Source organism: Methanoculleus sp. UBA430 (assembly GCF_002506585.1).
In the GTDB taxonomy this organism is placed as follows: domain Archaea; phylum Halobacteriota; class Methanomicrobia; order Methanomicrobiales; family Methanoculleaceae; genus Methanoculleus.
Genome location: NZ_DAXW01000005.1, coordinates 15,308 through 35,444, shown reverse-complemented (window position 1 = coordinate 35,444; position 20,137 = coordinate 15,308). Strand labels below are relative to the sequence as shown.

The following is a 20,137-nucleotide window of genomic DNA, read 5'->3' as shown; positions in this document are numbered from 1 at the left end:
CTTAAGGCTTTGTGGTAGAGCGCTCGTAAAGCCGGGCGGCCGTCGCCTCGATCTCGTCGCGCCCCTCGAGCCCGTCGAGGAGGTCCTGCGGGAGGGCGGACTTCCCGCGGGTCGCGCCCGTGTAGGCGCCGCAGATGAGCGCGATGGTGTCGGTGTTCCCCCCGACGTGCGCGGCGGTGGTGAGGAGGGCGGTGGCCTCCTTGATGCGGTTGATCAGGAAGAAGGCGAGCGGGACAGTCTGGTAGACGGTCACGCCGCTCCCGATCACGGATAACGCACTCTCGAGGCTGATCCCCTCGTTCGCGAGCCGGACGGCGTCGCGGATCTTGCTGCCGAGGGCGAGGTCCTCGAGGCCGGCGACCTTCGCGGCGATATCGAGGGCGTCGGGGCGGCCGCGGACGGCGTGGTGGACGAGGATCGCCACGGTGACGGCTCCCGCGTGTGCGGCCGGGTGGGTGTGGGTGACGCTGCAGGCCTGGACCACCCGTTCGGTGACGTCGACCGGGTCGCCGTAGGCGAGCCCGAACGGGACGGCGATGCCGGTGCAGCCGGCGGTGTTGGAGGCGACGCCGCCCGGTCGCTCGCCCGAGAGGAGGAGGTGCCGGCACGCGGCGTCCACGGCGGCATCGGGGAACCGGAGGTCCTCGTTCATGTACATCCGGACGAGGGCGGCGGCATACTCCCCCTCCGAGTAACTGCCGTCGGCGAGCATCCCGGCCACCAGGAGCATCATCTGGGTGTCGTCGGTGAACTGCCCGGGTTTCAGTCCCGCGTTCGGGTGCCCCCGCCACGCGCGGCGGTATCCTTCATGGAGGCGCTGGAAGTCGGGCGGTGTGCTCTCCCGCGCCATGCCGAGCGCATCCCCGATGGCGGCCCCGAGCAGGCAGCCTTTGAACTGATCGAGCATCGTTGAGTAGTATCTCTCGTAAGGTTCCTCTTAAGGGTTGTCATACGGGGGCAGCAGGGATCCGGCCGGGTCTCCCGTGTTCGGGCGCGAAGTCCTCGATGGAGGCCCGGGGCGGATCTCCACGGCATACTTCCGCGTGGACCGCGATATCCTGATACTCAAGGAGGAGGTCGTTGATGCGGGATGGAGAGTTGTTCAGACCTGGATGCCTGCCCGGAAGGCCCGAGGTAGTTCACAAGAAGGTTTATCGAGGCGACGGATGAATAATCTCCAATGGAGGCCCACGATATCCGGATCAGGGAGCGGATATTGCAGAAGACGGAGGTGCTCATCGATCGGATCGAGTTTATCGAGCGCCACCTGTCCGATGCTGTCGTGAGCGACCGCATCCTGCGCAAGGCACTCTACGATCAAACAGGCAGGGAGCCCACGACTTCAGTCGTGGGATGAATGCCGCCGACAACCATATCTAAGCATAAGTCAATAGAGTGTTACAATCCGTAGAACGTATCGTTACCGGATCTATCCGACGAAATCTCAGGTCACTCAGTTAGAGCGGACACTTGAGATTTGCCGGTGGATTTACAACGACACGCTCGCATTGCGAAAGACCGCCTGGGAACAGGAACAGCGTTCGGTTTCCTTGTATGAAACAAACAAGATCCTGACTCAGTGGAAACGCGAACGGCCTGAACTGAAGGAGGTCTATGCTCAGACCCTCCAGAACGTCCAGGTTCGGGTGGATCTCGCGCTCAAAGCCTTCTTCCGGCGAGCGAAAGCCGGGGAGAAACCCGGCTATCCTCGGTTCAAAGGGAAGGGGCGGTATGACAGTTTTACGTATCCGCAGGCTGAGAAAGGCGGGTTCAAGTTCGTTGGGAACCGGATCAATCTCTCGAAGATCGGGGATGTGAAGGTCGTCCTTCACCGCCCGATCAAAGGGACGATCAAGACCCTCACGATCCGGCGGTCGGCAACCGGGAAGTGGTATGCCTGCTTCTCGGTCGAGTATGATCCCGCACCTGCTCCGCAGAAGGAAACCACGGTAGGGATCGATGTCGGGTTGGAGTCTTTCGCCACGCTCTCGAATGGGGAGAAGATCGAGAACCCTCGGTTCTTCCGCACCGACGATAAGGCTCTTGCCAAGGTGCAGAGGAGACTCTCGAAGGCCGAGAAGGGCACTCCAGAGCGGAAGAAGGCCCGGAAGATCGTCGCGCACGTTCACGAACGGATTGCTAACAGACGGCTCAATTTTGCTCATCAAACCTCCCGGAAGGTGGTGAACAGGTTCGGGACGATTGTGTTCGAGGATCTGAATATCAGAGATATGCAAAAGAACCCCTATCTGGCGAAAAGCATAGCCGATGTGGCCTGGAATCAGTTTGTCACGATCACAACGAGCAAAGCGGAGGATGCTGGCTCGCAGGTGATCGTGGTGAACCCCAGAAACACCTCGCAGATGTGCTCCCGATGTGGCCTGATCGTCGTCAAGAACCTTTCTGACCGAGTTCACTCCTGCCCGCATTGCGGGTTGGAACTGGATCGGGACCAGAACGCGGCGATCAATATCTTGAGATTGGGGCTGCAATCTCTCGGATAACATCCGTAGATGCCCACGAATTTAGTCGTGGGAGCAGTCACAAAGAGTTTCAAGAGGCCGTGGAGGCGGTTACGGATATATCTGCGCTCATCCGCCGGATGCTCTACTCCTCCGCACAGGACGATTACACCAATCTCGACTATCTGGTGACCGAAGGGATCATCGATCCGGAGACCGGGAGAGATATGAAATCTGCGAACGGGCTGAGAAACCGTCTGGTTCACGAATATGACAGTGTCAACGACCAGATCGCGTATGCCGCGCTGCAGCGGCTCATGCCTCGCCTGCGCAGGTTCTCAGAGGAGGTGCTGGTATGGCTGGATGCGGACAGGACCTGATCCTGGACCACTTCCGGGAGGTCCTCCCCTCGATCAGGGCCATTCTGCTCTTTGGCTCGCGTGTCATGGGCTACGCGGGCCCCAAGTCCGATATCGACCTCTGCCTGATCCTGGACGAGGGGGCGGACAGGACTGCGGTGCATGAGAGGATGCTCCTCGCCCCGGAGGGATACGATATCGTCGTATACGACGAGATCCCCTGGTATCTCCGGGGAGGGATACTCGAGCGGCACTGCATCGTATACGCGGAGGACCCCGGCGACCTTGACTTCTGGCTCTACAAGCAACGCCGGATCTGATCGGATATGAAGCGGCGTCAGCAGAAGGCGTCCGCCCGGGACCTTCTGAAGCGCATCGGGCACTCCTGACCGGTTCGCAGGCATCCCGTTATGGCGGGCAAGACGACTTCGATCGGTATGCGATGTCCAGGGCGAAGAGAGTACAGTTTGACGACATCCGGTTCTTCGTATCGCCCATCGAGCTGCAGATCCCCTATAAACTCAATCTCGGGAGCGACAAGGATATCGAGGATGCGGTCTATCTCTGGATGTTGTTCCGGGAGATGCTCGATGGCGATCTCCTGCGAATGTTCATGGAGCGCCTGCAGGTCGGGGGGGAGCCGTATGGAATTGAGGTTTGATCGCGAGAAGAACCGGCAGGAGCGGCTGGCTTTTGTCCGGAGACATGCCCTCCGGGTCAGGGAAGTCCCGAACGAGGTCTGGAGCGCAGAGAGGTCGACCTGATCGACGCGTTCTTTGAGAATGCCGAAAACTTCGCTCTTTCCCGGTCCGAGTACCTCCGGATGCACCGGGCCCGGCGGGACCGTCCTAAACCGGTGCACGGTGACGGGTAGTTTCAGAACAGGTGAAAGAGGGGGGACCCGACTGCATGGTGAGTGTATCCATTCCGGATCGGAGCATGCGCCTTCCTCGCGAGCGTGCTGTTCCACGGGCACGCCGAGGGGATATCCGCTCCAAAAGCGGCATACCCTGGAGGACAGAATCGTTTCCAGCCATTGGTTCAAATTTGTTCCACATGGAACAGAATGCATCCATGCAGATCGCTGCTCTCCTGACCGGGGTGACCTGCACCTCCGAAAACCGGCAAACGAGCGTGTGTGACCTGAAGCCGGCACGACTTCCGTTCTTTCACCTGAGGCAGTACGACCCCGCCGGGAGGTCCGCCCTGTCACCGGCCCAATGAGTGGTACCAGACGTTCATGCTCTCGAACCCGCCGCAGATGTTGGTGTTGTTGACGAGGGTCCCGGCCCAGGCGTAGCCGGCCCGGGCGAACGTGGCGTTAATGGGGTAGGAGAGCGCCCGGGCGATGGTGAAGGCGGTCTTGAGGCCGGCCGCCCGCATCTCCTCTTCCATCCGGGCGAGGAGGAGGAGGGAGAGGTTCCTGCCCCGGAAATCCGGGTGGACGGCGAAGTCGGTCATCTCGACGTTCCCGTCCTCGGGGTAGACCTCCGCCGAGGAGGCCGCTGCGATCGTGCCGTCGTCTGTGCGGACGACGAAGTAGCGGTAGTCCCCGGCCATCGTCTCCCGCAGGTAGCCGGGGTCATCGATGGGGAACGGGTAGGTAGCAAAGACCCCGCCGTAGAGCGCGGCGAGGTCGTCCGCATCGTCTTCGGCCGCCAGGGTGCACGTCCAGCCCGGCTGCAGCGCGGACGGGGGGCGCCGGCCGGTGTTTCTAGTGGTCGCAAGGACCGCATCGGGGTCGCCCCGCTCCCGCCGGCGCTCCGGGTCGAGGAACTTCGCCACGAAGCAGCCGTCCTCCCTGCCCCGGAAGAACCCCGGCACCCGCGCCTCGACGGCGTAGCCGCGGGCGAGAAAGAGGGAGAGGGCGGAGGCGGGGACCTTCGCGAAGATCTTGGAGTAGCCTTCGGCCTCTGCGAGCGCATCAAGGCCGTCGAGTATGCCGGGGAGGTCAGCGGGCGCGAGGTGCATCACGTAGACCCGGTCGCTCACCTTCCCGTGCTGGACGCGGGTACGCCCGATCGTCGTGACGGTGTCAGTTGTCATTTCTCCGCTCGAAACGCTCGGTGTTCTCCGGGACGAGCGCGGTCGTCGGGTCCTCGTCGGAGAGGAGCTTGACGATCCCGACCGCCTTGGACTCATCTGCTCCCTCAAGTTTCAGGTACTGCCCGCAGGTCGCGCACTTGCGGTCGCACCAGACCGGCTCGTAGGAGTCGGGCTCGCGGTAGGTGGTGATCACGCCCTCGAAGTTCCGGAGCACCACCCGGTTCGTGGACCAGGAGATGAGGTACTGGGGCATCACCGGGATCTTCCCCCCGCCGCCGGGGGCGTCGATGACGTAGGTCGGGACCGCGAACCCGCTGGTGTGGCCGACAAGGTTCTCGATGATCTCGATCCCCTTGGAGACCGGGGTGCGGAAGTGGGCGAGCCCCTCGGCGAGGTCGCACTGGTAGAGGTAGTAGGGGCGGACACGGTTCCTGACGAGTTTCTGGACCAGGGTCTTCATGATCCGGGGGCAGTCGTTCACCCCCGCGAGGAGGACGGTCTGGTTGCCGAGCGGGATCCCGGCGTCGGCGAGCCGGGCGAGGGCCTTCTCCGACGAGGCGGTGATCTCGGCCGGGTGGTTGAAGTGGGTGTTCACCCAGATCGGGTGGTGGCGGGCGAGCATCGTCACAAGATCCTCCGTGATCCGGTAGGGGAGGACGACCGGGACCCGGCTGCCGATCCGGACGACCTCGACGTGCTCGATCGCGTCGAGCTCGGTCAGGATCCAGTCGAGGTAGTCGTCGGGGAGCATGAACGGGTCGCCCCCGGAGAGGAGGACGTCGCGGATGCAGGGGTTCTCGCGGATGTAGTCGAGGCCCGCCAGGATCTCGGCCTCTGAGGGGACGGAGTCGACGTCCCCGACCTTCCGCTTCCGGGTGCAGTGCCGGCAGTACATGGCGCAGACGTTGCTGACTAAAAAGAGCACCCGGTCGGGGTAGCGGTGGGTGATGCAGGGGGCGGGGTGGTCGGCGTCCTCGGCGAGCGGGTCCTCCATGTCCTCGGCCTCGACCTGCAGCTCCGCCGGCGATGGGAAGCACTGCATGAAGACCGGGTCGTTTGCGAGGTCGTCCGCGTCGATGAGCGAGAGGTAGTAGGGGGTTATCCGCAGGGGGAACCGGTTCACGGTCTCTTCCAGCGCCCGCCGTTCGTCCGCGCCGAACGAGACGCCGAGCAGCCGCTCGAACGTGGAGATATCGGTGACCGCGTGGCGGACCTGCCACCGCCAGTCCCGCCAGACTTCGGCGGCGGTGCCGGCGTCGATCCGTTCTGCTATCTCCTGCTGGTTGGTTGATAAAATGGCCATTTCCAGTTCCTCCGGGTCAGAACTGTACCGCCAACCATATATAAGTGGATCGATCTCCCCGTAAAAGGCCGGGAAATCGGAACTGAGGCTGTAAAATGGGGATTTAAGGGAGGAGCGTCCGGCCCTCCCGGGGAGCGGGAGCACTGGCAGGTGCGACTTGCGATGGTCCGAAGGACCGGATCTTGAGAAAACGCGAAGCGTTTTCGGGGCCGGAGCTTGAGCACCATCAGGTGCGAACGGGGTTCGAGCACCGGGGGTGCGAGTCGCGACTCGCGATGGGCCGCAGGGCCTGAGCGGGAGCACCGGCAGGAACGACGTTCCACGGGAATGCGATGGTCCGAAGGACCGGAGCTTGAGCACCATCAGGTGCGAACGGAGTTCGAGCACCGCAAGGTGCGAGTTGCGACTCCTTCCCGGGCACGGGCGGCATCTTCGGCGGTCAATTGTCCCGGTCAGCCAGGAGTCGTGCCCTGGGACGGCCACATGCATGGCCCGGGGTAGTTGACGCGGGATGGAGAGTTATTCAGACCTGGATGCCTGCCCGGGCAAGCGCATCCTTGATGGAGACGAGCTCCTTCCGGATCTCTGCAAATTCGTCGTCAAGGTGCTTCCTGGTATCGCTTCTGAGTCCCGCTATCTCTTCTTTCGTCTCTCGCGCGATCTGGAGCATCTGGTCCTGCTTATCCAGCATCGTGTGCTGCAACTGGAGGTTCTGGTCCCGTTTGTCCAGCATCAGGTCAAATTTAGTATCCATGCTGTGCAGTAGATTCCCGGCGTAATCCATCCGCTCAAACGTCTCCTCCTGGATGTCTCCCCGGAGGATCTCAAAATCGGCGTACTTCCCTGTTGCTTCTTCCCATCTGACAGTGAACGATCTGACTGCAATGGGTCTTCGTATGATATTGATCTCGTTGATGAAATCCCGGAGATCCTTCTCGTTCCCCTCTGCAACGATCTCGACCTCCCCGGTATCGAGGTTCTTCACGTACCCCGAGATATTCCGTTCGAACGTCTCGTTGTACACGTACTCCCGATAGCCGACCCGCTGGACACGCCCCCGTGCAGTGGCCACAAAGCGTTTCATTCAATTTCACTCTGTATGGCGGGCATAAATAGTTTCTCCGGACCTGCATTTTGCCCGGCGAAGTCCTCCCCGATCCTGCCGGGACCCGAAGAGCGGCAGCGGAAGGACATGTATGACGTACAGTCACTCCGGGAGGAGGCGGTCCCGGAGCATCGCCCGAACCAGATCCCGGTACCGGTTCACGACTAAAAGGTCGTCCTGGAGCACTCCATAGACCTCGTCCAGGTCCAGCCGGCAGTAGAGGTGGACCAGAACATTCCGAAAGCCCGCGAGGTCGGAGAGCCGGACCCCGAGATCTTCCGGGATCACCCCCTCATCACAGAGGATCATGAAACTCTCCCGGTAGGTTTCGGGCCGCCGGGAGCTGGAGGCCGCGACCAGGTGGTTCGCGACATCGATCGATGCCTGGATGCTGACGAGGAGCGCATGCAACACCATATTCCTCTTATCGCGATCGGCCCTCAGGTCTTCGAGGGTGATGGACCGGTAGCGTTCCCAGTCTCGAGCTGCCTCGTCCAGTTCCCGGAGGTGAGCGAGGACCCCTTCGTCCCTGACCATTTTCAGGCCCTCGTGAGCAGAACCCGGTCGAACCAGTCGAGCGTGTCTGCATAGTCGAGGTACAGGGAGAGCACGCCCGCCTCGTACCGGATCCTCCGCTCTCTGTCGCGCAGGAATACGGGTCGGCCGCTCTTGATGACTTCGTACTGGAACGAGACCGGGACGGTGTTGAGGATCTTCACGTCGGCCTCAAAACGGTAACAGAACCCTCGCTCAAGTTCTCGCTCGATCTTCCGCGCCAACCGCATCGCCTGGTAGGGGGTGGGCTCGCCGGTGACGAGGATTGCCACGTCCACGTCGCCGAAATCCCCCTGCGAGAACGTTCCGAAAACATATCCCACCTCGATCTCGTCAAATCCGGCGAGGACCGTGCGGATGGTGCGGAGAACTGCTTCTCTCTCCTCCGCATCCAGCAGGTGGCGTCGTCTCATATCGTTGTATCTCTTCCGCATCGCATATCATTCTTTCCCGCTTACCGGCAGATCCCCCCCTTCCCGTCGCAGGAGAGGGGCCGGCAGTTGACGTAGACCGGGACGACCTGCCGGGTCTCCTCCCTGAACGCGGAAAAGACCCGGCGGACGGTGGTGGTCTTCCCGGCCCCCGGCGGGCCGCGGAGGACGGCGCCCCGGAGGAGGAAGGCGAGTTCCTTGACCTGGGCGTCGCGGTGGTGGAGGTGGTCGGGCATGGAGGCGAAGTCAAAGACATCAGGATCTCTGAAAAGGGTCTGCTCGACGCGGAGGAGACGTTTCATAGGAGAGACTGGAGAAGAGGGGATTGGTGAACTACCCCCCGCTTGCGCAGGGGGCTTCCTGCGAGTGTCCGGGGACCACGGGGATCCTCGGGCCTGTTTGTCGCAGATTACCGGCGAACTGCCGGTAGCCCGTCTACAGGGCATCTTGTGATAGGAACCGCACCATGATATTGACCGCACTGTTTTGGTCGCGATCCATGCAGTTCCCACATTCACAGTTCATAACTCGTTTCCCGAGCGGCATATCGTGAACCGCTCCGCAGACACAGCAGGTCTTCGTCGTGTACCGTTCATCGACTGTTATTACTCTCTTACCTGCAAGGGCTGCCTTGTAGGTCAACAATCCGATGAACCGTGAGAGGTGTCCGGCGTTCTGGGTGGCGCGGTTGAGCCCGGGCGTAGCCTGCTTCGACTTCGGCATCTGCTTGACGGAGAGGTCACCGACCAGGATTGTGGCGGCCCGGGTGTTCTCGATGAGTTTCCTGCTCAGTTTGTGCTGGAAGTCTCTGAGCTGGTTGCTCCGCTTCCGCTCCATCGTCCGCTTGGCACGGTTGAGTCTCTTCCACTTCCGGCTCTTCTTCTTGCAGTGGTCCCGCCGCGACTGCACGGCATCGATCTTTGGGTTCCAGTACCTGTCGGGCCGGGCATTCCTGACTTCCAGAAACTTGCCGGAGGTGTTGACCGCGACATGCTTCGTGACCCCAAGATCCCAGGCCTGGTAGAGACCGTTGTCAGCATACCTCTGATCCGGCTGAACCTCGTGGACGATGGAGATGTAGTACGCTTCCTGCAGATCGTCGTAGAAGAGATCCACCTGCTTGACGTTGACGAACGCCTGCCCTTCGGGCAGATCGAACTCCAGCGGAACCTCGTTGTAGAAGTGCGAGAACCGGATCCGGCCCCCGGCGATCGCAAACCCGCTCTGGTTGTAGCGCAGCGTGCAGAAGTGGTCTTTGCCCTTGAACCCCGGGGGGTTGGCATCCTCATCCCCGTTCTGTCGGAGCGCGAAGAACGACTTGAAGTTGTCGTCCAGCGATTTGAGGGTGGTCTGCAGAACTTTGGAGTAGACCCACCGGTACTCGGGGTACTTCTTCTTCAGTTCCGGAAGGGCATTGGCCTGCTGGACGTACCTGATAGACTGCTTATCGGGCCGATCCTTGTTCTCCTGGTAGTTCTGGTTTCGTTCGGCAAGAGCGAAGTTGTAGAGTAACCGACACTTTTCAGAGAGGTGCCAGAGCACATCGGCCTGTTCAGACGTCACCTGAATCTTGACGTTCGTGGCAAGGTGCATCTGAAAACTCTCCTGCAGGTTCTCTCATTCAGGATATGCGGCCCTCTGGCATAGAGATATGGGATGAGGGGGCAGGGGGAGCGCCGGACGAAGGGGCTCCGCTCCCATCCCCCAGCTTGCGCAGGGGGTCTTCCCGCTCTGCCCCTTCAACCCCGCAGAGATAAAGAGTGTCTGTGTTGCGAGAACCAGGCAACCGGAACACGCAATCTGCTGTAGGGTCGGAACGGCCCGAACAGGGTAATCAACGCCTGTGGAGATCGGGTACGTCCCTCCGGGGCGGGGTAGTTCACCCTAGAAGGAATCCAGTCTCCCGGAGATCGTCCGGTATACGCAATCTACAGGGACATTTTCCGGCTGAATTCCACCGGGATGAGTGAATGGTGCATGGGAATGAGAGGGTCTCACGCCTACCTCACAAAGTATATCCCCTTGAAGGGCAGACACCATGTGTATGCAGACGATAGAAGTATCCGATACGATTTATCAGGAAATTCTCTCGCGTAGAAAAGGGAGAGAATCAATAAGCAAGACCCTTGAGCGCGAGTTAAAGCCCGTTAAAAAATGTGCGAGAGTTGCCGAGTTGGAGAGGTTAAGGAACCAGCCGGGATCTGATATATCGGTTGTTGAAGAAAGATTGGCGTCTAAAAGATTGGTATCTAACAAGATTTAAGCCAATTGTGATACTTTTTTTCGGTCATGATCTTTAGAACTGCTGCATACCTATTCGGCTCGGCCCCTTCAATGACATAGATCACAACATGGTCGTGGGGAACATGCAGCCGCCAAAATCCCTTACAATTCCCTTTTAACTCGTATTTATTGCATGAATTTATATTCACAAACAGATATTCGCCAAGACATTTTTTGATTTTATCAATAATATCCTCCGCAATGGAGAGGTTCTTTTCAAGATACCTCTCCACATCTCGTTTTATCTCAATCCTTGTCATAGTATTTTTCTCCAGAAAATCTTTGTAACCAGTATACTACCGTATCCCGTGTCTCCCATAGAATACCGTCGGTTTTGTATTCGGAAAAACGTTCTTGGAATCCCGCGATGACGATTCAGACGCAAGCCAGGCAAGCGGGAAAGACAACCTGGAACCCCACTCATTATCGAGCGCCATGGCACATCCGAGGGCTGAACGGACTGTCTCGCTGGCACCATTCAGAAAGCCCTAAACCACCCCACCGCCATACCCTCTTCATGCGCTCCACCGTCACCGGCGGGGCCGGCTTCATCGGCTCCAATCTTGCAGACACAGTCGCACCTTGACGGTGCTCCTGCTCCGTTCCTGCGGAACATCGCATCTGGCACAGCACCACGACGTCGTGATCATCGACAACCTCGCCACCGGGCGGCAGGAAAACATCGAGCACCGCCTCGACCACCCCCGGGTGACGTTTGTCGAGGGGAGCATCTCCCTAGAAGTTCCAGCACTTCGCCTCCAGAACCGTAAAAGCCCGCTCCACCGGTAACAGGCCTACTTCAGAGTTCCCATTTTCATTGAAGCCCCCCCTCGTGATGACGGTGTTAGGATCGCATCGCGTAAATTATCACCAGTTACAGCAGAACATGAATTAATGAACAGTTACTGGCCCGGCCCCCTCCCTGAACCCTCCGTCCGGACCCTCGACGATATGCGATGCGTGCTCGCCGACCCAGACCAGTCCGGGAGCATGCCCCTATACTACATGTACCGCGACCTCGCCCTCACTGCCGGGGATCGCGCGTATCTTCGTGAGCAGAACCTCGGTTCGAGATCACCGTCATTCTTCCGGGGAGTACGTCAGGACCAGGGGGCACTACCACCCGCTCAGCCCCTCGGGCATCGGCTACCCCGAGTTCTACTACCAGGTGCTCGCCGGGGAGGTGCTCTCCCTCCTCCAGCGGAGCGACCTCGCCGATATCGTCGCCGCGAAAGCGGGGGAGTTCGTCCTCATCCTGCCCGGCTACGACCATCAACCCGGAAAGGGGGTGCCCGTCTGCGCAGCGGCCATCTCCGGTCCGGCTACCGGCGCTTACCGATTATCTTAAGTTGTTGTTGACTATAAAGTAGTATACTTATGATTCAACATTCTTTTGTAGACCGGGAAAGTGAACTGCAGTTCCTCACCGATCGATATCGTTCCCCGGTTCCGGAGTGCCTGATCCTGTATGGGAGGCGGCGCGTGGGCAAGACGACGCTTCTTGCCCAATTCCTGCAGACTGTCCCGGGCTTTTACTTCCTGGCCTCAGAAGAAGGGACGGCAAGGAATGTCCAGGATTTCTCCCACTACGCAGGGGAGTACCTGAACGATCCGGACTTCGAGCGGAGTCGGTATCCCGACTGGGAGACCGTCATTAAGGCGCTGGTCAGGCACCGGAATTTTTCCCCTTCCCAGGGGGAGAAAGTGGTGATCGTCATCGACGAGTTCCCCTACCTCATCGCACGCGACCGGGCCACGCCTTCCGTCTTTCAGAAGGTGTGGGATACGGTGCTCTCCCGGGAGCCGGTGATGCTCGTGATATCGGGTTCATCGGTCAGCACGATGGAGACCGAGGTGCTGGGGTACACAAGCCCGCTCTACGGCAGGAGGACGGGGCAGTGGCAGCTCGAGCCTCTCTCCTACCCCTACCTTCGCCGGTTCCTCCCCTACGACGAGGAGGAACTCGTCATGACATGGTGCGCGATCGGTGGAGTTCCCGCCTATCTCCGTCTGTTTCGCCCCGACCGAACATTCTGGGAGAACGTGGAGGAGCAGATTCTCCGCAAAGGTGCATACCTGTACTCCGAAGCCGAGATCCTGATGCAGTATGAGTTCCGCGAAGCAGGGAACTACATGGCCATTCTCCGCGCTCTCGCCGCGGGGTATACCACGAGCGCATCCCTCTGCCAGGGGACCGGGCTTGATAAAGGGTTGGTCTCCAAGTACCTTGCCGTCCTCTCGCGTATGCACCTGATCAGAGATGAGGTTCCGGTGACCGCCCATGCCGGCTACCGGAGAAGGCATTACCGGCTGACCGATCCCTACCTCAGGTTCTGGTTCCGCTTCGTGTATCCCCGGAGGGCGGAGACCGAGACGGGACAGAGCGGGGAGGTGCTCGCCTCCATCAGGGAAGAGATCGCGCCGTATTGCGGAGAGATGTTCGAGCAACTCGCTCTCGACCTCGTTCGCAGGGGGATTCTGTTTGGCTCCTCGTACTCGCGGCTGGGGCGATGGTGGCAGAAGGAGACGGAGATCGATCTCGTAGGCCTGAACGAGGTCTCCGGGGATGCCCTCTTCTGCGAATGCAAGTGGTCCGTTCTCAACCGCCGCCAGGCCCGCGGTATCCTTGCGGCACTCCGGGAGAAGGCCTCCATGGTGAGATGGCGAAACGAGAGCAGGAACGAACGTTTTGCCCTGGTAGCAAAGAGCATAGAGGGCAAAGAAGATCTAAGAGAAGACGGGTACCTGGTCTGCGACCTGGAGGATATCGCCCGGCTTTCGCGGGAGTACCTGGCTGGAGCGGGCGGGTGAGAGAGGGGTCTCTCTCGCCGCAAGCCTCGCTTGAAGCGTTCCCACCCAGATACTGACACGCTGATTTCCGTTTGATGTGAAGATGAGAGTGCGCACCCATGACCGACGGATCGGAGATTAAAGGGCTCTTGGACTCACTGGAGCGTTTGATCGGCGAGGCCGAAAGACGCAACAGAACGTGGAAAGAGGTATGGAATGAGATAAAGAGTATCAATCAGGCGTTTAAAGGATCGAAGTTTCCAACCGTCCGGGAGAGGCAGGCGGCATGGGATCGCTTTCAAACAATCATTGCAGAGGTAAAAGCGTCCCAGGAGAGGGCAAAGGAAGAATTTACAGCAAGAGTGAGCGAATCGAACTCTCACTTATCGGAAATCCTTTCGCTTGCACGGAGGGCGACTCCGTCATCGGAGTCGGACGATGTGTTTCTTGCGCTCATCACCGGAGGACTCTCGATCGTCATCACTCAGGTCCTCGATGCGATACTTGGCCCGTTCGACGACCGGAAGTTCGAACTTATAGCGTGCAGCAAGACCATGGGAGAGGGATGGGCCTACCTCTCCCGGAACAAGGGCCGGATGTCCGGCAGGGATAAACAGGAGGCGTTTGAAGCCCTGACGAGAGCATCGGAGGCCCTGAATGTAGCGTGGGACGAATGGAAACGTGCAAGGAGCGCGGTGATCGAGCGGTATCATGCCGAGAAGCAAGCCGCATGGGAGACCCGTCAGGCCAGAAGGCGGGAGGCGATAGCCAAGAAAGAAGCGTGGGAGGAGCGGACGAGAGAAAACATTGCGAACCTGACGGATCGCCTCGATAGCCTCGAGTCTGCTCTGGACCGGAGACAGAGGAACCTCTCCAAGTTGGAGGAGATGAGAGACTCGGCATGGTCTGACTCCTACCGCGACCGCGTAGAAGGATGGATTGACGAGGAGAACGAGCGGATTTCCGACATTCAGAGCACGATCGACCGGGTCAAGGGATGGATAGCGGAGATGGAGGCGAAGTTGCGATGAGCGAAGGTTCTCCCGCCGTTGTGCGGGTACGCAGGACGCCCCGCGGAGCGGCGGGAGCAGGAACGGTTTGAGCGGGGTGCAGTCCGGTGACTACTAACTCTGTACCCCTATGTCAGCGACTTACTTCTGGTAGATACTTATTTTGCATGGGTTCGGATGTATTCTGTGGAGAGAGAGGCGGTTTTGGCTGTCGGAAGGATGCCTGTAGGTGCCCGGGTGCGTCACGCCAACCGGTATCCCGCCCCTTTTCTGCGGATCACCCCGATCCTCCGCATATCGTCGAGCAGCCCTTTCACGAAGTCGAGGTCGAGATCCAGGGTGATTTCTTCGATCTTGCCCGGTATTTCAAAGACGTCGCTCTGCAGGACAGCAAAGATCTCCTCGGCCGGAACTGTTCCGCGTCCTTCGAAAATACCTATTACCCTGGAGGCGACCGTTCTTTTTGCATAGACGCTGTCCCGGAACAGATCATATGCGTCGAGATCGATCTCCATCTCGTTGACGAGTTCATCCAGATCCGCGATCTGTATCATACTGATCGCCTCCGGGTTGAATTCCAGGCGGTAATCAGGCTCGGAGATGATCGTCATGCTGGTCTTGACGGCATGTCTTTTCAGGGTTTCGAGTCCGATTTCTTCGATAATCTCCCCGGAAAGCGCGGTAACCAGATCTGCAGGATCGGCATGCCCGTGCAGGATTGCTTCTTCGTCTTTGGTCCATTCGATCAGCCCGTTTCGTTCGAGAAGCGCGAAGATCCTGCGGCTCTTGAGGATCTTCGCGATCTCGCCACTCACCTCTTCCTCACCGGCTCCCTCCGTCCGGAACGCTTGATAGAGTTCGAGCAGGTTTTTCTTCGGCATAACCGGGGTGACTGCTTTGCCGGGAGGATGCTGCTGCAGGAAGGTTGCAATCTCCTCTTCGTCCTCTCCCAGTGAGGCGAGAGTTCTCTTGAGCCGCGGCCTGGCATCGTCGTCCTCCCCAATCTGCGCGATCCCCTCCTCGATTGCGGCTTTGAGGTCCCGGATCCTGCCGATAACGTCGATCGACCGTACCAGGATGTCCTTGCGCACGATGCGGACCGGTATCCCCTTTTTCCGGAGCTCGCCAGCAATCCTCCTGGCTTCGTCCGGATCGTACACCACCAGCGTCTCTTCGAGCACCATGCTTACCCCTTGCTCATCAGTCATTATAAGACTGCAGGTGCCGCTCTCCCCGGAACAGCCCGTCCCGGTGAAAGCTCGTTGCGTTGCAAACCTCACGTCCCTCCCGCCGCTTCGGCTCCGGCAATGCTATCTGTCCTCCGCGGGTACCGATCTGTATGCCGAAACGAAAGAAAACCGCATCCGTGACTCCCCTCCTCGACTCACTCAGCGCCGAACAGGCGCAGGATGTCCTCGCACAGTTCATCCGCGACGACCCTACCCTCGCGTCACGGGCGGAAGGCGTTGCCCGTGACGTCCTCCGGATCGTCGGCAGCGAGGAGATCGCCGACTCGCTCGCGGGCGACCTCGCCGGCATCGAGATCGAGGACGTCTGGAAAACTTCGGGCAGAACCCACGACGGCGGCTACCTCTATCCGTCCGAGCGGGCATGGGAGATGATGGACGAGATTGTTGCGCCCTATAAGGAGGAGATGGCAGCCTACCTCCGGCGCGGCATGGCCGACGAGTCGCGCCTCTTCTGCGCGGGCATTCTCCTCGGGATCCGACGGTTCGAGCAGGATTCGGGTTCCGCGCTCCTCGACGAAGCGCCCGACTACTGCGACGATGCATTCTCCTCCATCCGGGAAGAATGGGAGACGGCCGTCGGCGATCCCGGACAGGTGCGGCTGATCGCCCGGCTCCTCGATGAGAAAGGATTTTTGTAACCGGCCCTCGCCCGGGATCATGCAGACAAAAATCGCGCGGGGACGGCCCTCCAACAGCGCCGGCGCACCCGAAGGGGTTGCCATCGACGGGAACCGGAATCGTACGCCGGTTCGCATCCCGCCTGCGCGTGTGCTCCCGGCACGGCTCAGTCTTCCGCTCCCGGCGTACCCGTGAGATATTTTTTGAGCGCGGCCACCTTGTTCCGAACCGATGACGGTTCGAGATCGAAGAAGGAACCGATCTCCCGGGCCAACGGGGTCCCCCCCTTTCCCGGCCGGATCAGGCCCACGTCCCGGCATGCTGCATAGACGACGGCCGCACTCCAGAGGTCTTCGTCCCCCCGCGAGAGCGGTGCTGCCGGGTGGGCGGCCAGGTCGCCGACGATGGCCCCGCAACGTCCCGGGATCGTGCCGTCTTCAAGCCGGGCACAGAATTCCTCGCACCTGAAGAGGATCGCGGAGACCCGCAGATCCCCGGAATTCGGGGCGATTCCGTCGTCCTTAAATAGATATTCGATTTTTTCGATGAGATCCGCATCGTCCGGGTCCATCCCGGCCATTACTACGACTTCGCGCTGGACGAAGTTCATCAGGGCACGCTCATCCTCCGGGTCGACCCCTGCGTCGAGCGCCCGCTGGAAGATACGACCGGAAAGGTCGCGATACTTCTCCGGGCTCGTGGCCGCGGCCCGGAAGGCGGGTTCCGCCTCTTTGAGTACTGCGATCAGTTCCGCGGCATTCTGCAGCCTGCCGGCCGCCTCCATGGAGGAGAGGAACCGGCAGAGGATCGGGACGGCGTTCTCAAGCCACTCCTCGGGGAAGATCGGGTTCTGCGCCATCTCTTCGATCAGGCACGTGCGTACGAGCCGGGCATCCCACTCCCGGATAGTCTTTCCGCGAAGGCCGTACGTGAAGACGCAGAACTCCATAACGGTCTCTCCCGCCAGCGCACCGTAGAACTCCCCGTGCGCGGCCCGCTCATCGGCGATGAACGCCTCAATCTCCGGGCCGATATCCGCACAGACGGCATCCATCATGGCCTGCACCTCTGCGTCCCCGGGCGGGTCTTCGAAAGTATATATGCAGTCGTCCGGATCGAACTCCGGGAGTTTCTTCAGGATCTCTTCGAGTTCCGGGGATGCGAGATCCTCCGCGTTCCATCCCGGCGGATACCAGTACACCGCGGCATCAGGGTCCTCAACGTAGCCGCAGATACCGGTTCTCGGGGAGTTCTCGATGATCTCCGTGCACTCCGGATCGGGTTCGGCCGAGACGAGGCATTCGCGGCAGAAGAAACGGAGGGTACCGTCTTCATCGTCAAACAGGCTGAATTCCGCCTGATTCCCACAGGCGTCGCAGGGGAACGGCGGGGGGTTGTTCCTCGCGATCAGGCAGATCGGTTTCTCCGGAGGCATTATGGGTATTGCACCGATCACCTTCAGGTCCAGCTCCGTCGTGGAGCCGAAGTCGTATTCGTAGGAGAACGTGCTTCCCGGCGGGACCAACCCGGAGAGGGGGATTGCCATGCTCGTTCCCGGCTCGTCCTCGCCGCTCAGGTAACTCTCTTTGCCGATGGAGAACGCGCTCATGTGCCCGCAGCATTCCACCCATACGTCGCGGATCAGGGAGTCGAGGTCTTCGAGCGTGGCGTCGGGCCGCGCAAGAACCACCAGCCAGTAGGATCTGTCGTGCCGCCCCTGTATCGTGATGATGAGCGACGGCTTTTCCCCTGCAGGCCAGCCCGACGACCGGAGGCAGCCCTCGACGTGCCGCAAAGCCCCCCTCCTGCTCACCGGTTCCCTGCAGAGCATGCAGGTCCCGGGTACGTTCCGTGGTGCCATCCAGAGGATGTTTCACCTGTGACTACATATGATCTGCTTCGACGATCACACCGGAAACATATTGCCGCTCTGTATGCCGAAACGAAAGAAAGTCGCCCCCTCACTCCGTCTCACGACGATCTCGGCGGGGATCGTGAATCCATTGTTAACGGGCTACAAACCCGGATTGCAAAGGCAACGCACGAAGGAAAATGGAATATGGTCAAACGTCTCAGGTATCTGCTGACGCATACCTACTCCGCGAAACTCCTCGCGGTGCGGATCGTCACACAAAACAAAGGCAAGCGAACTCCTGGTGTTGATGGGGTGCTCTGGACATCTGCATCGGACAAGATGCGAGCAGCCCTGAGTCTCACTGACCGCCAGTACCACGCGAAACCACTGCGCCGCATCTACCCGCCGTCGATCGGGTTTACGACCTCAAGCGTGCAGATCCCGGAAAAATCACGTTCATTTCGGGTGACCAGTACACATTCGTGAGCCAGAGCGGTGGCTGCAATGACCGCGTCGGGGAGCTTCATCCCGCAAGTTCGACGCAGGTGGATAGCGCGGTCCGCAATTGTATCGATCAGAGGGTATACTTCCGCAGAACGGATAAAGTCCTCGGCTATCGCATACCCTTCCGGAGTATGCTTCTTCCACCCGAGAAATTCGATCTTTGTGATGATTGAAACACGAAATGAAGAGGTGAGCATCTCTTCGATCTCATTTACTCTCGCCGGCGGAACGGCATCTGCAAGGTAGTAGATGAGGATGTTCGTATCGAGCAGGTACCGACTCATATCCGGTTCCATTCATCCCGCAGGTTCCGGATCTCGGCCTTTAGATCGACGTTTAAGTTTCTGTATATGCCCCGATATTTTCCGGGATCCGGAACCCCAACCCGTTCACCGGCAGGTTTTTCGGCATTCAGGCTGTCCCAGAGGTCGATGGGCACGATAACGCCAGTCTTTCTTCCTTCTGCATCACAGATGTATTGCACTCCCATGCCGCACACTCCAGAATATGGAGATATGAGTGCTCCCGGCAGATGATACTTTTCCCGCTCCGATCCCTTCTTCGCCGGCGAGGGTACTCTCCGGATCTCCTCCTCTCCAGGAACATCCACCACCGCCCGGAAGACAAAACGTCCCCCACAGGTAGGGGAGACGCCCCGGTTGCCAGGCTCCCGGCGCGGGGAAGAGAGTGGGGGCAAAAGACCTCCTCTCACTCCAGCGCGATGACGGCGTCGATGAAGTCCACCTTCGCGGTGTAGTGCTCGCGGTTCCGGATGACTGCCGCGACCGGCTGCCCGTCGGCACCGGTATACCCGACGCACCCGAAGGGGTTGTCGGCGATGACGCTCTCGATGAGGGTGTTCAACGACGTTACGTCGGCGATCGGGACGGCGAGGTCCCGGACCGCCGTCTTGTTGACGGTCTTCTGTACGAAGTCTGCCATGGGTCTTACTCCTTGCCTGCCAGATGCCCCAGATCGGAGATCTGAGGCAGTTGCACTTGCAGTGCAACTCTTCCCGGGAATATGACAGATAACTACAGGGTGGACGGGGGAGGGGATTAGCATGACTTTATCGGGGATAAGACGGAAAAAGGCCACAACATAGGTGTAGGCCATGGAAACGGTCCTCATAACAGGTTACCAGAATGCGGCGATCAATGTTATGAGACTGCAATCTCTGGGTTGAAATACCCTGGATGCCCCCGACTGAAGTCGGGGGAGCAGTCACCTATTCTCACTGTGGAAAAGATTCAACGTTGAGCGTGTGAGAAACCGAGGGTGGAAGCCTCTACAAGGTCTACGCTATTTCCCGTGGTTCGCACGCAACGCCCTTGCCCGCAAGGATCTCCCGCAGCTGCTCCCGGCCGCTCGGCTCCGGGATCTCCCGCTCCTCCTCCCGGGCGGTATCGAGCCAGAGGCCGATAGCCACCTTCACTTCAGAGAGAGCCTCCTCTTCCGTCTCGCCAAACGCGGAACAGCCGGCAAGCTCCGGGACGACGGCGATGAACCCCTCGTCCTCATCGCTGTAGAAGATCTCGATTGCATATTTATGTGGCATCTTCATCC

27 protein-coding genes are annotated in these 20,137 nt (G+C 59.8%); 12 read left to right on the top strand and 15 right to left on the bottom strand.

Going from position 1 to position 20,137, the window contains the following annotated elements:
- Position 1: 1 nt before the first annotated feature.
- Positions 2 to 907 carry an ADP-ribosylglycohydrolase family protein gene (locus tag BRA49_RS05175; RefSeq protein ID WP_292384099.1) on the bottom strand — a complete coding sequence of 302 codons (906 nt, stop codon included), beginning with the start codon at positions 905 to 907 and terminating at the stop codon, positions 2 to 4.
- Between the two features lie 273 nt (positions 908 to 1,180).
- Here BRA49_RS05175 and BRA49_RS05170 point away from each other — a divergent pair, with 273 nt between their 5' ends.
- From BRA49_RS05170 to BRA49_RS05150, 5 genes are all read left to right on the top strand, one after another.
- Positions 1,181 to 1,357, top strand: coding sequence for a hypothetical protein (locus tag BRA49_RS05170; protein ID WP_292384097.1), 177 nt, complete (start codon positions 1,181 to 1,183; stop codon positions 1,355 to 1,357).
- A gap of 46 nt (positions 1,358 to 1,403) precedes the next feature.
- Positions 1,404 to 2,504, top strand: a complete 1,101-nt coding sequence (locus BRA49_RS05165) for an RNA-guided endonuclease InsQ/TnpB family protein (protein WP_292384173.1) — start codon at positions 1,404 to 1,406, stop codon at positions 2,502 to 2,504.
- Positions 2,429 to 2,842 (top strand): type VII toxin-antitoxin system HepT family RNase toxin, encoded by a 414-nt coding sequence (hepT, locus tag BRA49_RS05160; protein WP_292384095.1) that lies wholly within the window; start codon positions 2,429 to 2,431, stop codon positions 2,840 to 2,842. The genes BRA49_RS05165 and hepT (BRA49_RS05160) overlap by 76 nt, the downstream gene beginning before the upstream one ends.
- On the top strand, positions 2,818 to 3,141 hold the full coding sequence (locus BRA49_RS05155; protein ID WP_292384093.1) for a nucleotidyltransferase domain-containing protein: 324 nt from the start codon (positions 2,818 to 2,820) through the stop codon (positions 3,139 to 3,141). Before hepT (BRA49_RS05160) ends, BRA49_RS05155 begins: the two co-directional genes overlap by 25 nt.
- A 122-nt stretch (positions 3,142 to 3,263) precedes the next feature.
- Positions 3,264 to 3,482, top strand: coding sequence for a hypothetical protein (locus BRA49_RS05150; protein WP_292384091.1), 219 nt, complete (start codon positions 3,264 to 3,266; stop codon positions 3,480 to 3,482).
- 548 nt (positions 3,483 to 4,030) lie between these two features.
- Here BRA49_RS05150 and ablB read toward each other — a convergent pair.
- The 7 genes from ablB to BRA49_RS05115 all read right to left on the bottom strand — a co-directional run bounded on the left by ablB (position 4,031) and on the right by BRA49_RS05115 (position 9,854).
- The gene (gene ablB, locus BRA49_RS05145) at positions 4,031 to 4,867 is read right to left on the bottom strand and encodes a putative beta-lysine N-acetyltransferase (RefSeq protein WP_292384089.1); all 837 of its coding nucleotides are present in this window, start codon (positions 4,865 to 4,867) and stop codon (positions 4,031 to 4,033) included.
- The gene (gene ablA / locus BRA49_RS05140; RefSeq protein WP_292384087.1) at positions 4,857 to 6,170 is read right to left on the bottom strand and encodes a lysine 2,3-aminomutase; all 1,314 of its coding nucleotides are present in this window, start codon (positions 6,168 to 6,170) and stop codon (positions 4,857 to 4,859) included. The genes ablB and ablA overlap by 11 nt, the downstream gene beginning before the upstream one ends.
- Positions 6,171 to 6,693: 523 nt before the next feature.
- The gene (locus tag BRA49_RS05135) at positions 6,694 to 7,254 is read right to left on the bottom strand and encodes an acylphosphatase (RefSeq protein ID WP_292384086.1); all 561 of its coding nucleotides are present in this window, start codon (positions 7,252 to 7,254) and stop codon (positions 6,694 to 6,696) included.
- A 123-nt stretch (positions 7,255 to 7,377) separates the two neighbouring features.
- Positions 7,378 to 7,812 (bottom strand): type VII toxin-antitoxin system HepT family RNase toxin, encoded by a 435-nt coding sequence (gene hepT, locus BRA49_RS05130; protein WP_292384084.1) that lies wholly within the window; start codon positions 7,810 to 7,812, stop codon positions 7,378 to 7,380.
- A gap of 2 nt (positions 7,813 to 7,814) precedes the next feature.
- The gene (locus BRA49_RS05125) at positions 7,815 to 8,264 is read right to left on the bottom strand and encodes a nucleotidyltransferase domain-containing protein (protein ID WP_292384082.1); all 450 of its coding nucleotides are present in this window, start codon (positions 8,262 to 8,264) and stop codon (positions 7,815 to 7,817) included.
- A gap of 20 nt (positions 8,265 to 8,284) precedes the next feature.
- A complete protein-coding gene (locus BRA49_RS05120; protein WP_292384080.1) occupies positions 8,285 to 8,563 on the bottom strand; it encodes a hypothetical protein in 279 nt (92 codons plus the stop codon).
- Positions 8,564 to 8,696: 133 nt separating this feature from the next.
- Positions 8,697 to 9,854, bottom strand: a complete 1,158-nt coding sequence (locus BRA49_RS05115) for an RNA-guided endonuclease InsQ/TnpB family protein (RefSeq protein ID WP_292384079.1) — start codon at positions 9,852 to 9,854, stop codon at positions 8,697 to 8,699.
- Positions 9,855 to 10,305: 451 nt separating this feature from the next.
- On the opposite strand from BRA49_RS05115, the gene BRA49_RS05110 reads away from it, so the two are divergent.
- Positions 10,306 to 10,524 (top strand): hypothetical protein, encoded by a 219-nt coding sequence (locus BRA49_RS05110; RefSeq protein ID WP_082070489.1) that lies wholly within the window; start codon positions 10,306 to 10,308, stop codon positions 10,522 to 10,524.
- Here the strand turns inward: BRA49_RS05110 and BRA49_RS05105 are convergent.
- Complete coding sequence (locus BRA49_RS05105) at positions 10,511 to 10,804, bottom strand: type II toxin-antitoxin system mRNA interferase toxin, RelE/StbE family (protein ID WP_292384076.1); 294 nt, start codon at positions 10,802 to 10,804, stop codon at positions 10,511 to 10,513. The genes BRA49_RS05110 and BRA49_RS05105 overlap by 14 nt on opposite strands.
- A 322-nt stretch (positions 10,805 to 11,126) precedes the next feature.
- Here BRA49_RS05105 and BRA49_RS05100 point away from each other — a divergent pair, with 322 nt between their 5' ends.
- From BRA49_RS05100 to BRA49_RS05085, 4 genes are all read left to right on the top strand, one after another.
- Positions 11,127 to 11,333, top strand: a complete 207-nt coding sequence (locus BRA49_RS05100; protein WP_292384075.1) for a hypothetical protein — start codon at positions 11,127 to 11,129, stop codon at positions 11,331 to 11,333.
- Between the two features lie 262 nt (positions 11,334 to 11,595).
- Entirely contained in the window at positions 11,596 to 11,892 is a 297-nt protein-coding gene (locus BRA49_RS05095) for a glucose-6-phosphate isomerase family protein (RefSeq protein WP_292384074.1), read from the top strand.
- Between the two features lie 29 nt (positions 11,893 to 11,921).
- Entirely contained in the window at positions 11,922 to 13,355 is a 1,434-nt protein-coding gene (locus BRA49_RS05090) for an ATP-binding protein (protein ID WP_292384071.1), read from the top strand.
- A 98-nt stretch (positions 13,356 to 13,453) separates the two neighbouring features.
- Entirely contained in the window at positions 13,454 to 14,365 is a 912-nt protein-coding gene (locus BRA49_RS05085; protein WP_214076871.1) for a hypothetical protein, read from the top strand.
- A 221-nt stretch (positions 14,366 to 14,586) separates the two neighbouring features.
- Here BRA49_RS05085 and BRA49_RS05080 read toward each other — a convergent pair whose 3' ends face one another.
- Positions 14,587 to 15,552, bottom strand: coding sequence for a hypothetical protein (locus BRA49_RS05080; protein WP_292384069.1), 966 nt, complete (start codon positions 15,550 to 15,552; stop codon positions 14,587 to 14,589).
- Positions 15,553 to 15,683: 131 nt separating this feature from the next.
- Here BRA49_RS05080 and BRA49_RS05075 point away from each other — a divergent pair, with 131 nt between their 5' ends.
- The gene (locus BRA49_RS05075) at positions 15,684 to 16,232 is read left to right on the top strand and encodes a hypothetical protein (protein WP_214076873.1); all 549 of its coding nucleotides are present in this window, start codon (positions 15,684 to 15,686) and stop codon (positions 16,230 to 16,232) included.
- Between the two features lie 146 nt (positions 16,233 to 16,378).
- On the opposite strand, the gene BRA49_RS05070 is transcribed toward BRA49_RS05075, so the two are convergent.
- Complete coding sequence (locus BRA49_RS05070) at positions 16,379 to 18,007, bottom strand: IS1096 element passenger TnpR family protein (protein ID WP_214076874.1); 1,629 nt, start codon at positions 18,005 to 18,007, stop codon at positions 16,379 to 16,381.
- On the opposite strand from BRA49_RS05070, the gene BRA49_RS05065 reads away from it, so the two are divergent.
- Positions 17,921 to 18,553 (top strand): reverse transcriptase N-terminal domain-containing protein, encoded by a 633-nt coding sequence (locus BRA49_RS05065; protein WP_349680900.1) that lies wholly within the window; start codon positions 17,921 to 17,923, stop codon positions 18,551 to 18,553. The two genes, BRA49_RS05070 and BRA49_RS05065, sit on opposite strands and share 87 nt — an antisense overlap.
- Here the strand turns inward: BRA49_RS05065 and BRA49_RS05060 are convergent.
- The 4 genes from BRA49_RS05060 to BRA49_RS05045 all read right to left on the bottom strand — a co-directional run.
- Positions 18,466 to 18,855, bottom strand: coding sequence for a type II toxin-antitoxin system VapC family toxin (locus tag BRA49_RS05060; RefSeq protein WP_214076875.1), 390 nt, complete (start codon positions 18,853 to 18,855; stop codon positions 18,466 to 18,468). The genes BRA49_RS05065 and BRA49_RS05060 overlap by 88 nt on opposite strands.
- Positions 18,852 to 19,184: a hypothetical protein gene (locus tag BRA49_RS05055; RefSeq protein WP_214076876.1), complete on the bottom strand. Its 333-nt coding sequence runs from the start codon at positions 19,182 to 19,184 to the stop codon at positions 18,852 to 18,854. The genes BRA49_RS05060 and BRA49_RS05055 overlap by 4 nt, the downstream gene beginning before the upstream one ends.
- A 95-nt stretch (positions 19,185 to 19,279) precedes the next feature.
- On the bottom strand, positions 19,280 to 19,513 hold the full coding sequence (locus BRA49_RS05050; RefSeq protein ID WP_292384064.1) for a hypothetical protein: 234 nt from the start codon (positions 19,511 to 19,513) through the stop codon (positions 19,280 to 19,282).
- A gap of 355 nt (positions 19,514 to 19,868) precedes the next feature.
- On the bottom strand, positions 19,869 to 20,137 hold a 269-nt coding region (locus tag BRA49_RS05045; protein ID WP_292384062.1), incomplete at its 5' end, for a type II toxin-antitoxin system HicB family antitoxin.

Excerpts from the sequence above, each read along its gene's own strand:
- BRA49_RS05150 (WP_292384091.1), top strand. The coding sequence starts at position 3,264 with ATGTCCAGGGCGAAGAGAGTACAGTTTGACGACATCCGGTTCTTCGTA.
- ablB (WP_292384089.1), bottom strand. The coding sequence starts at position 4,867 with ATGACAACTGACACCGTCACGACGATCGGGCGTACCCGCGTCCAGCAC.
- BRA49_RS05110 (WP_082070489.1), top strand. The coding sequence starts at position 10,306 with ATGCAGACGATAGAAGTATCCGATACGATTTATCAGGAAATTCTCTCG.
- BRA49_RS05135 (WP_292384086.1), bottom strand. The coding sequence starts at position 7,254 with ATGAAACGCTTTGTGGCCACTGCACGGGGGCGTGTCCAGCGGGTCGGC.
- hepT (WP_292384084.1), bottom strand. The coding sequence starts at position 7,812 with ATGGTCAGGGACGAAGGGGTCCTCGCTCACCTCCGGGAACTGGACGAG.
- BRA49_RS05085 (WP_214076871.1), top strand. The coding sequence starts at position 13,454 with ATGACCGACGGATCGGAGATTAAAGGGCTCTTGGACTCACTGGAGCGT.
- BRA49_RS05120 (WP_292384080.1), bottom strand. The coding sequence starts at position 8,563 with ATGAAACGTCTCCTCCGCGTCGAGCAGACCCTTTTCAGAGATCCTGAT.
- BRA49_RS05170 (WP_292384097.1), top strand. The coding sequence starts at position 1,181 with ATGGAGGCCCACGATATCCGGATCAGGGAGCGGATATTGCAGAAGACG.
- BRA49_RS05125 (WP_292384082.1), bottom strand. The coding sequence starts at position 8,264 with ATGCGGAAGAGATACAACGATATGAGACGACGCCACCTGCTGGATGCG.
- BRA49_RS05105 (WP_292384076.1), bottom strand. The coding sequence starts at position 10,804 with ATGACAAGGATTGAGATAAAACGAGATGTGGAGAGGTATCTTGAAAAG.
- BRA49_RS05115 (WP_292384079.1), bottom strand. The coding sequence starts at position 9,854 with ATGCACCTTGCCACGAACGTCAAGATTCAGGTGACGTCTGAACAGGCC.
- BRA49_RS05080 (WP_292384069.1), bottom strand. The coding sequence starts at position 15,552 with ATGACTGATGAGCAAGGGGTAAGCATGGTGCTCGAAGAGACGCTGGTG.
- ablA (WP_292384087.1), bottom strand. The coding sequence starts at position 6,170 with ATGGCCATTTTATCAACCAACCAGCAGGAGATAGCAGAACGGATCGAC.
- BRA49_RS05175 (WP_292384099.1), bottom strand. The coding sequence starts at position 907 with ATGCTCGATCAGTTCAAAGGCTGCCTGCTCGGGGCCGCCATCGGGGAT.
- BRA49_RS05155 (WP_292384093.1), top strand. The coding sequence starts at position 2,818 with ATGGCTGGATGCGGACAGGACCTGATCCTGGACCACTTCCGGGAGGTC.
- BRA49_RS05060 (WP_214076875.1), bottom strand. The coding sequence starts at position 18,855 with ATGAGTCGGTACCTGCTCGATACGAACATCCTCATCTACTACCTTGCA.
- BRA49_RS05075 (WP_214076873.1), top strand. The coding sequence starts at position 15,684 with ATGCCGAAACGAAAGAAAACCGCATCCGTGACTCCCCTCCTCGACTCA.
- BRA49_RS05050 (WP_292384064.1), bottom strand. The coding sequence starts at position 19,513 with ATGGCAGACTTCGTACAGAAGACCGTCAACAAGACGGCGGTCCGGGAC.
- BRA49_RS05090 (WP_292384071.1), top strand. The coding sequence starts at position 11,922 with ATGATTCAACATTCTTTTGTAGACCGGGAAAGTGAACTGCAGTTCCTC.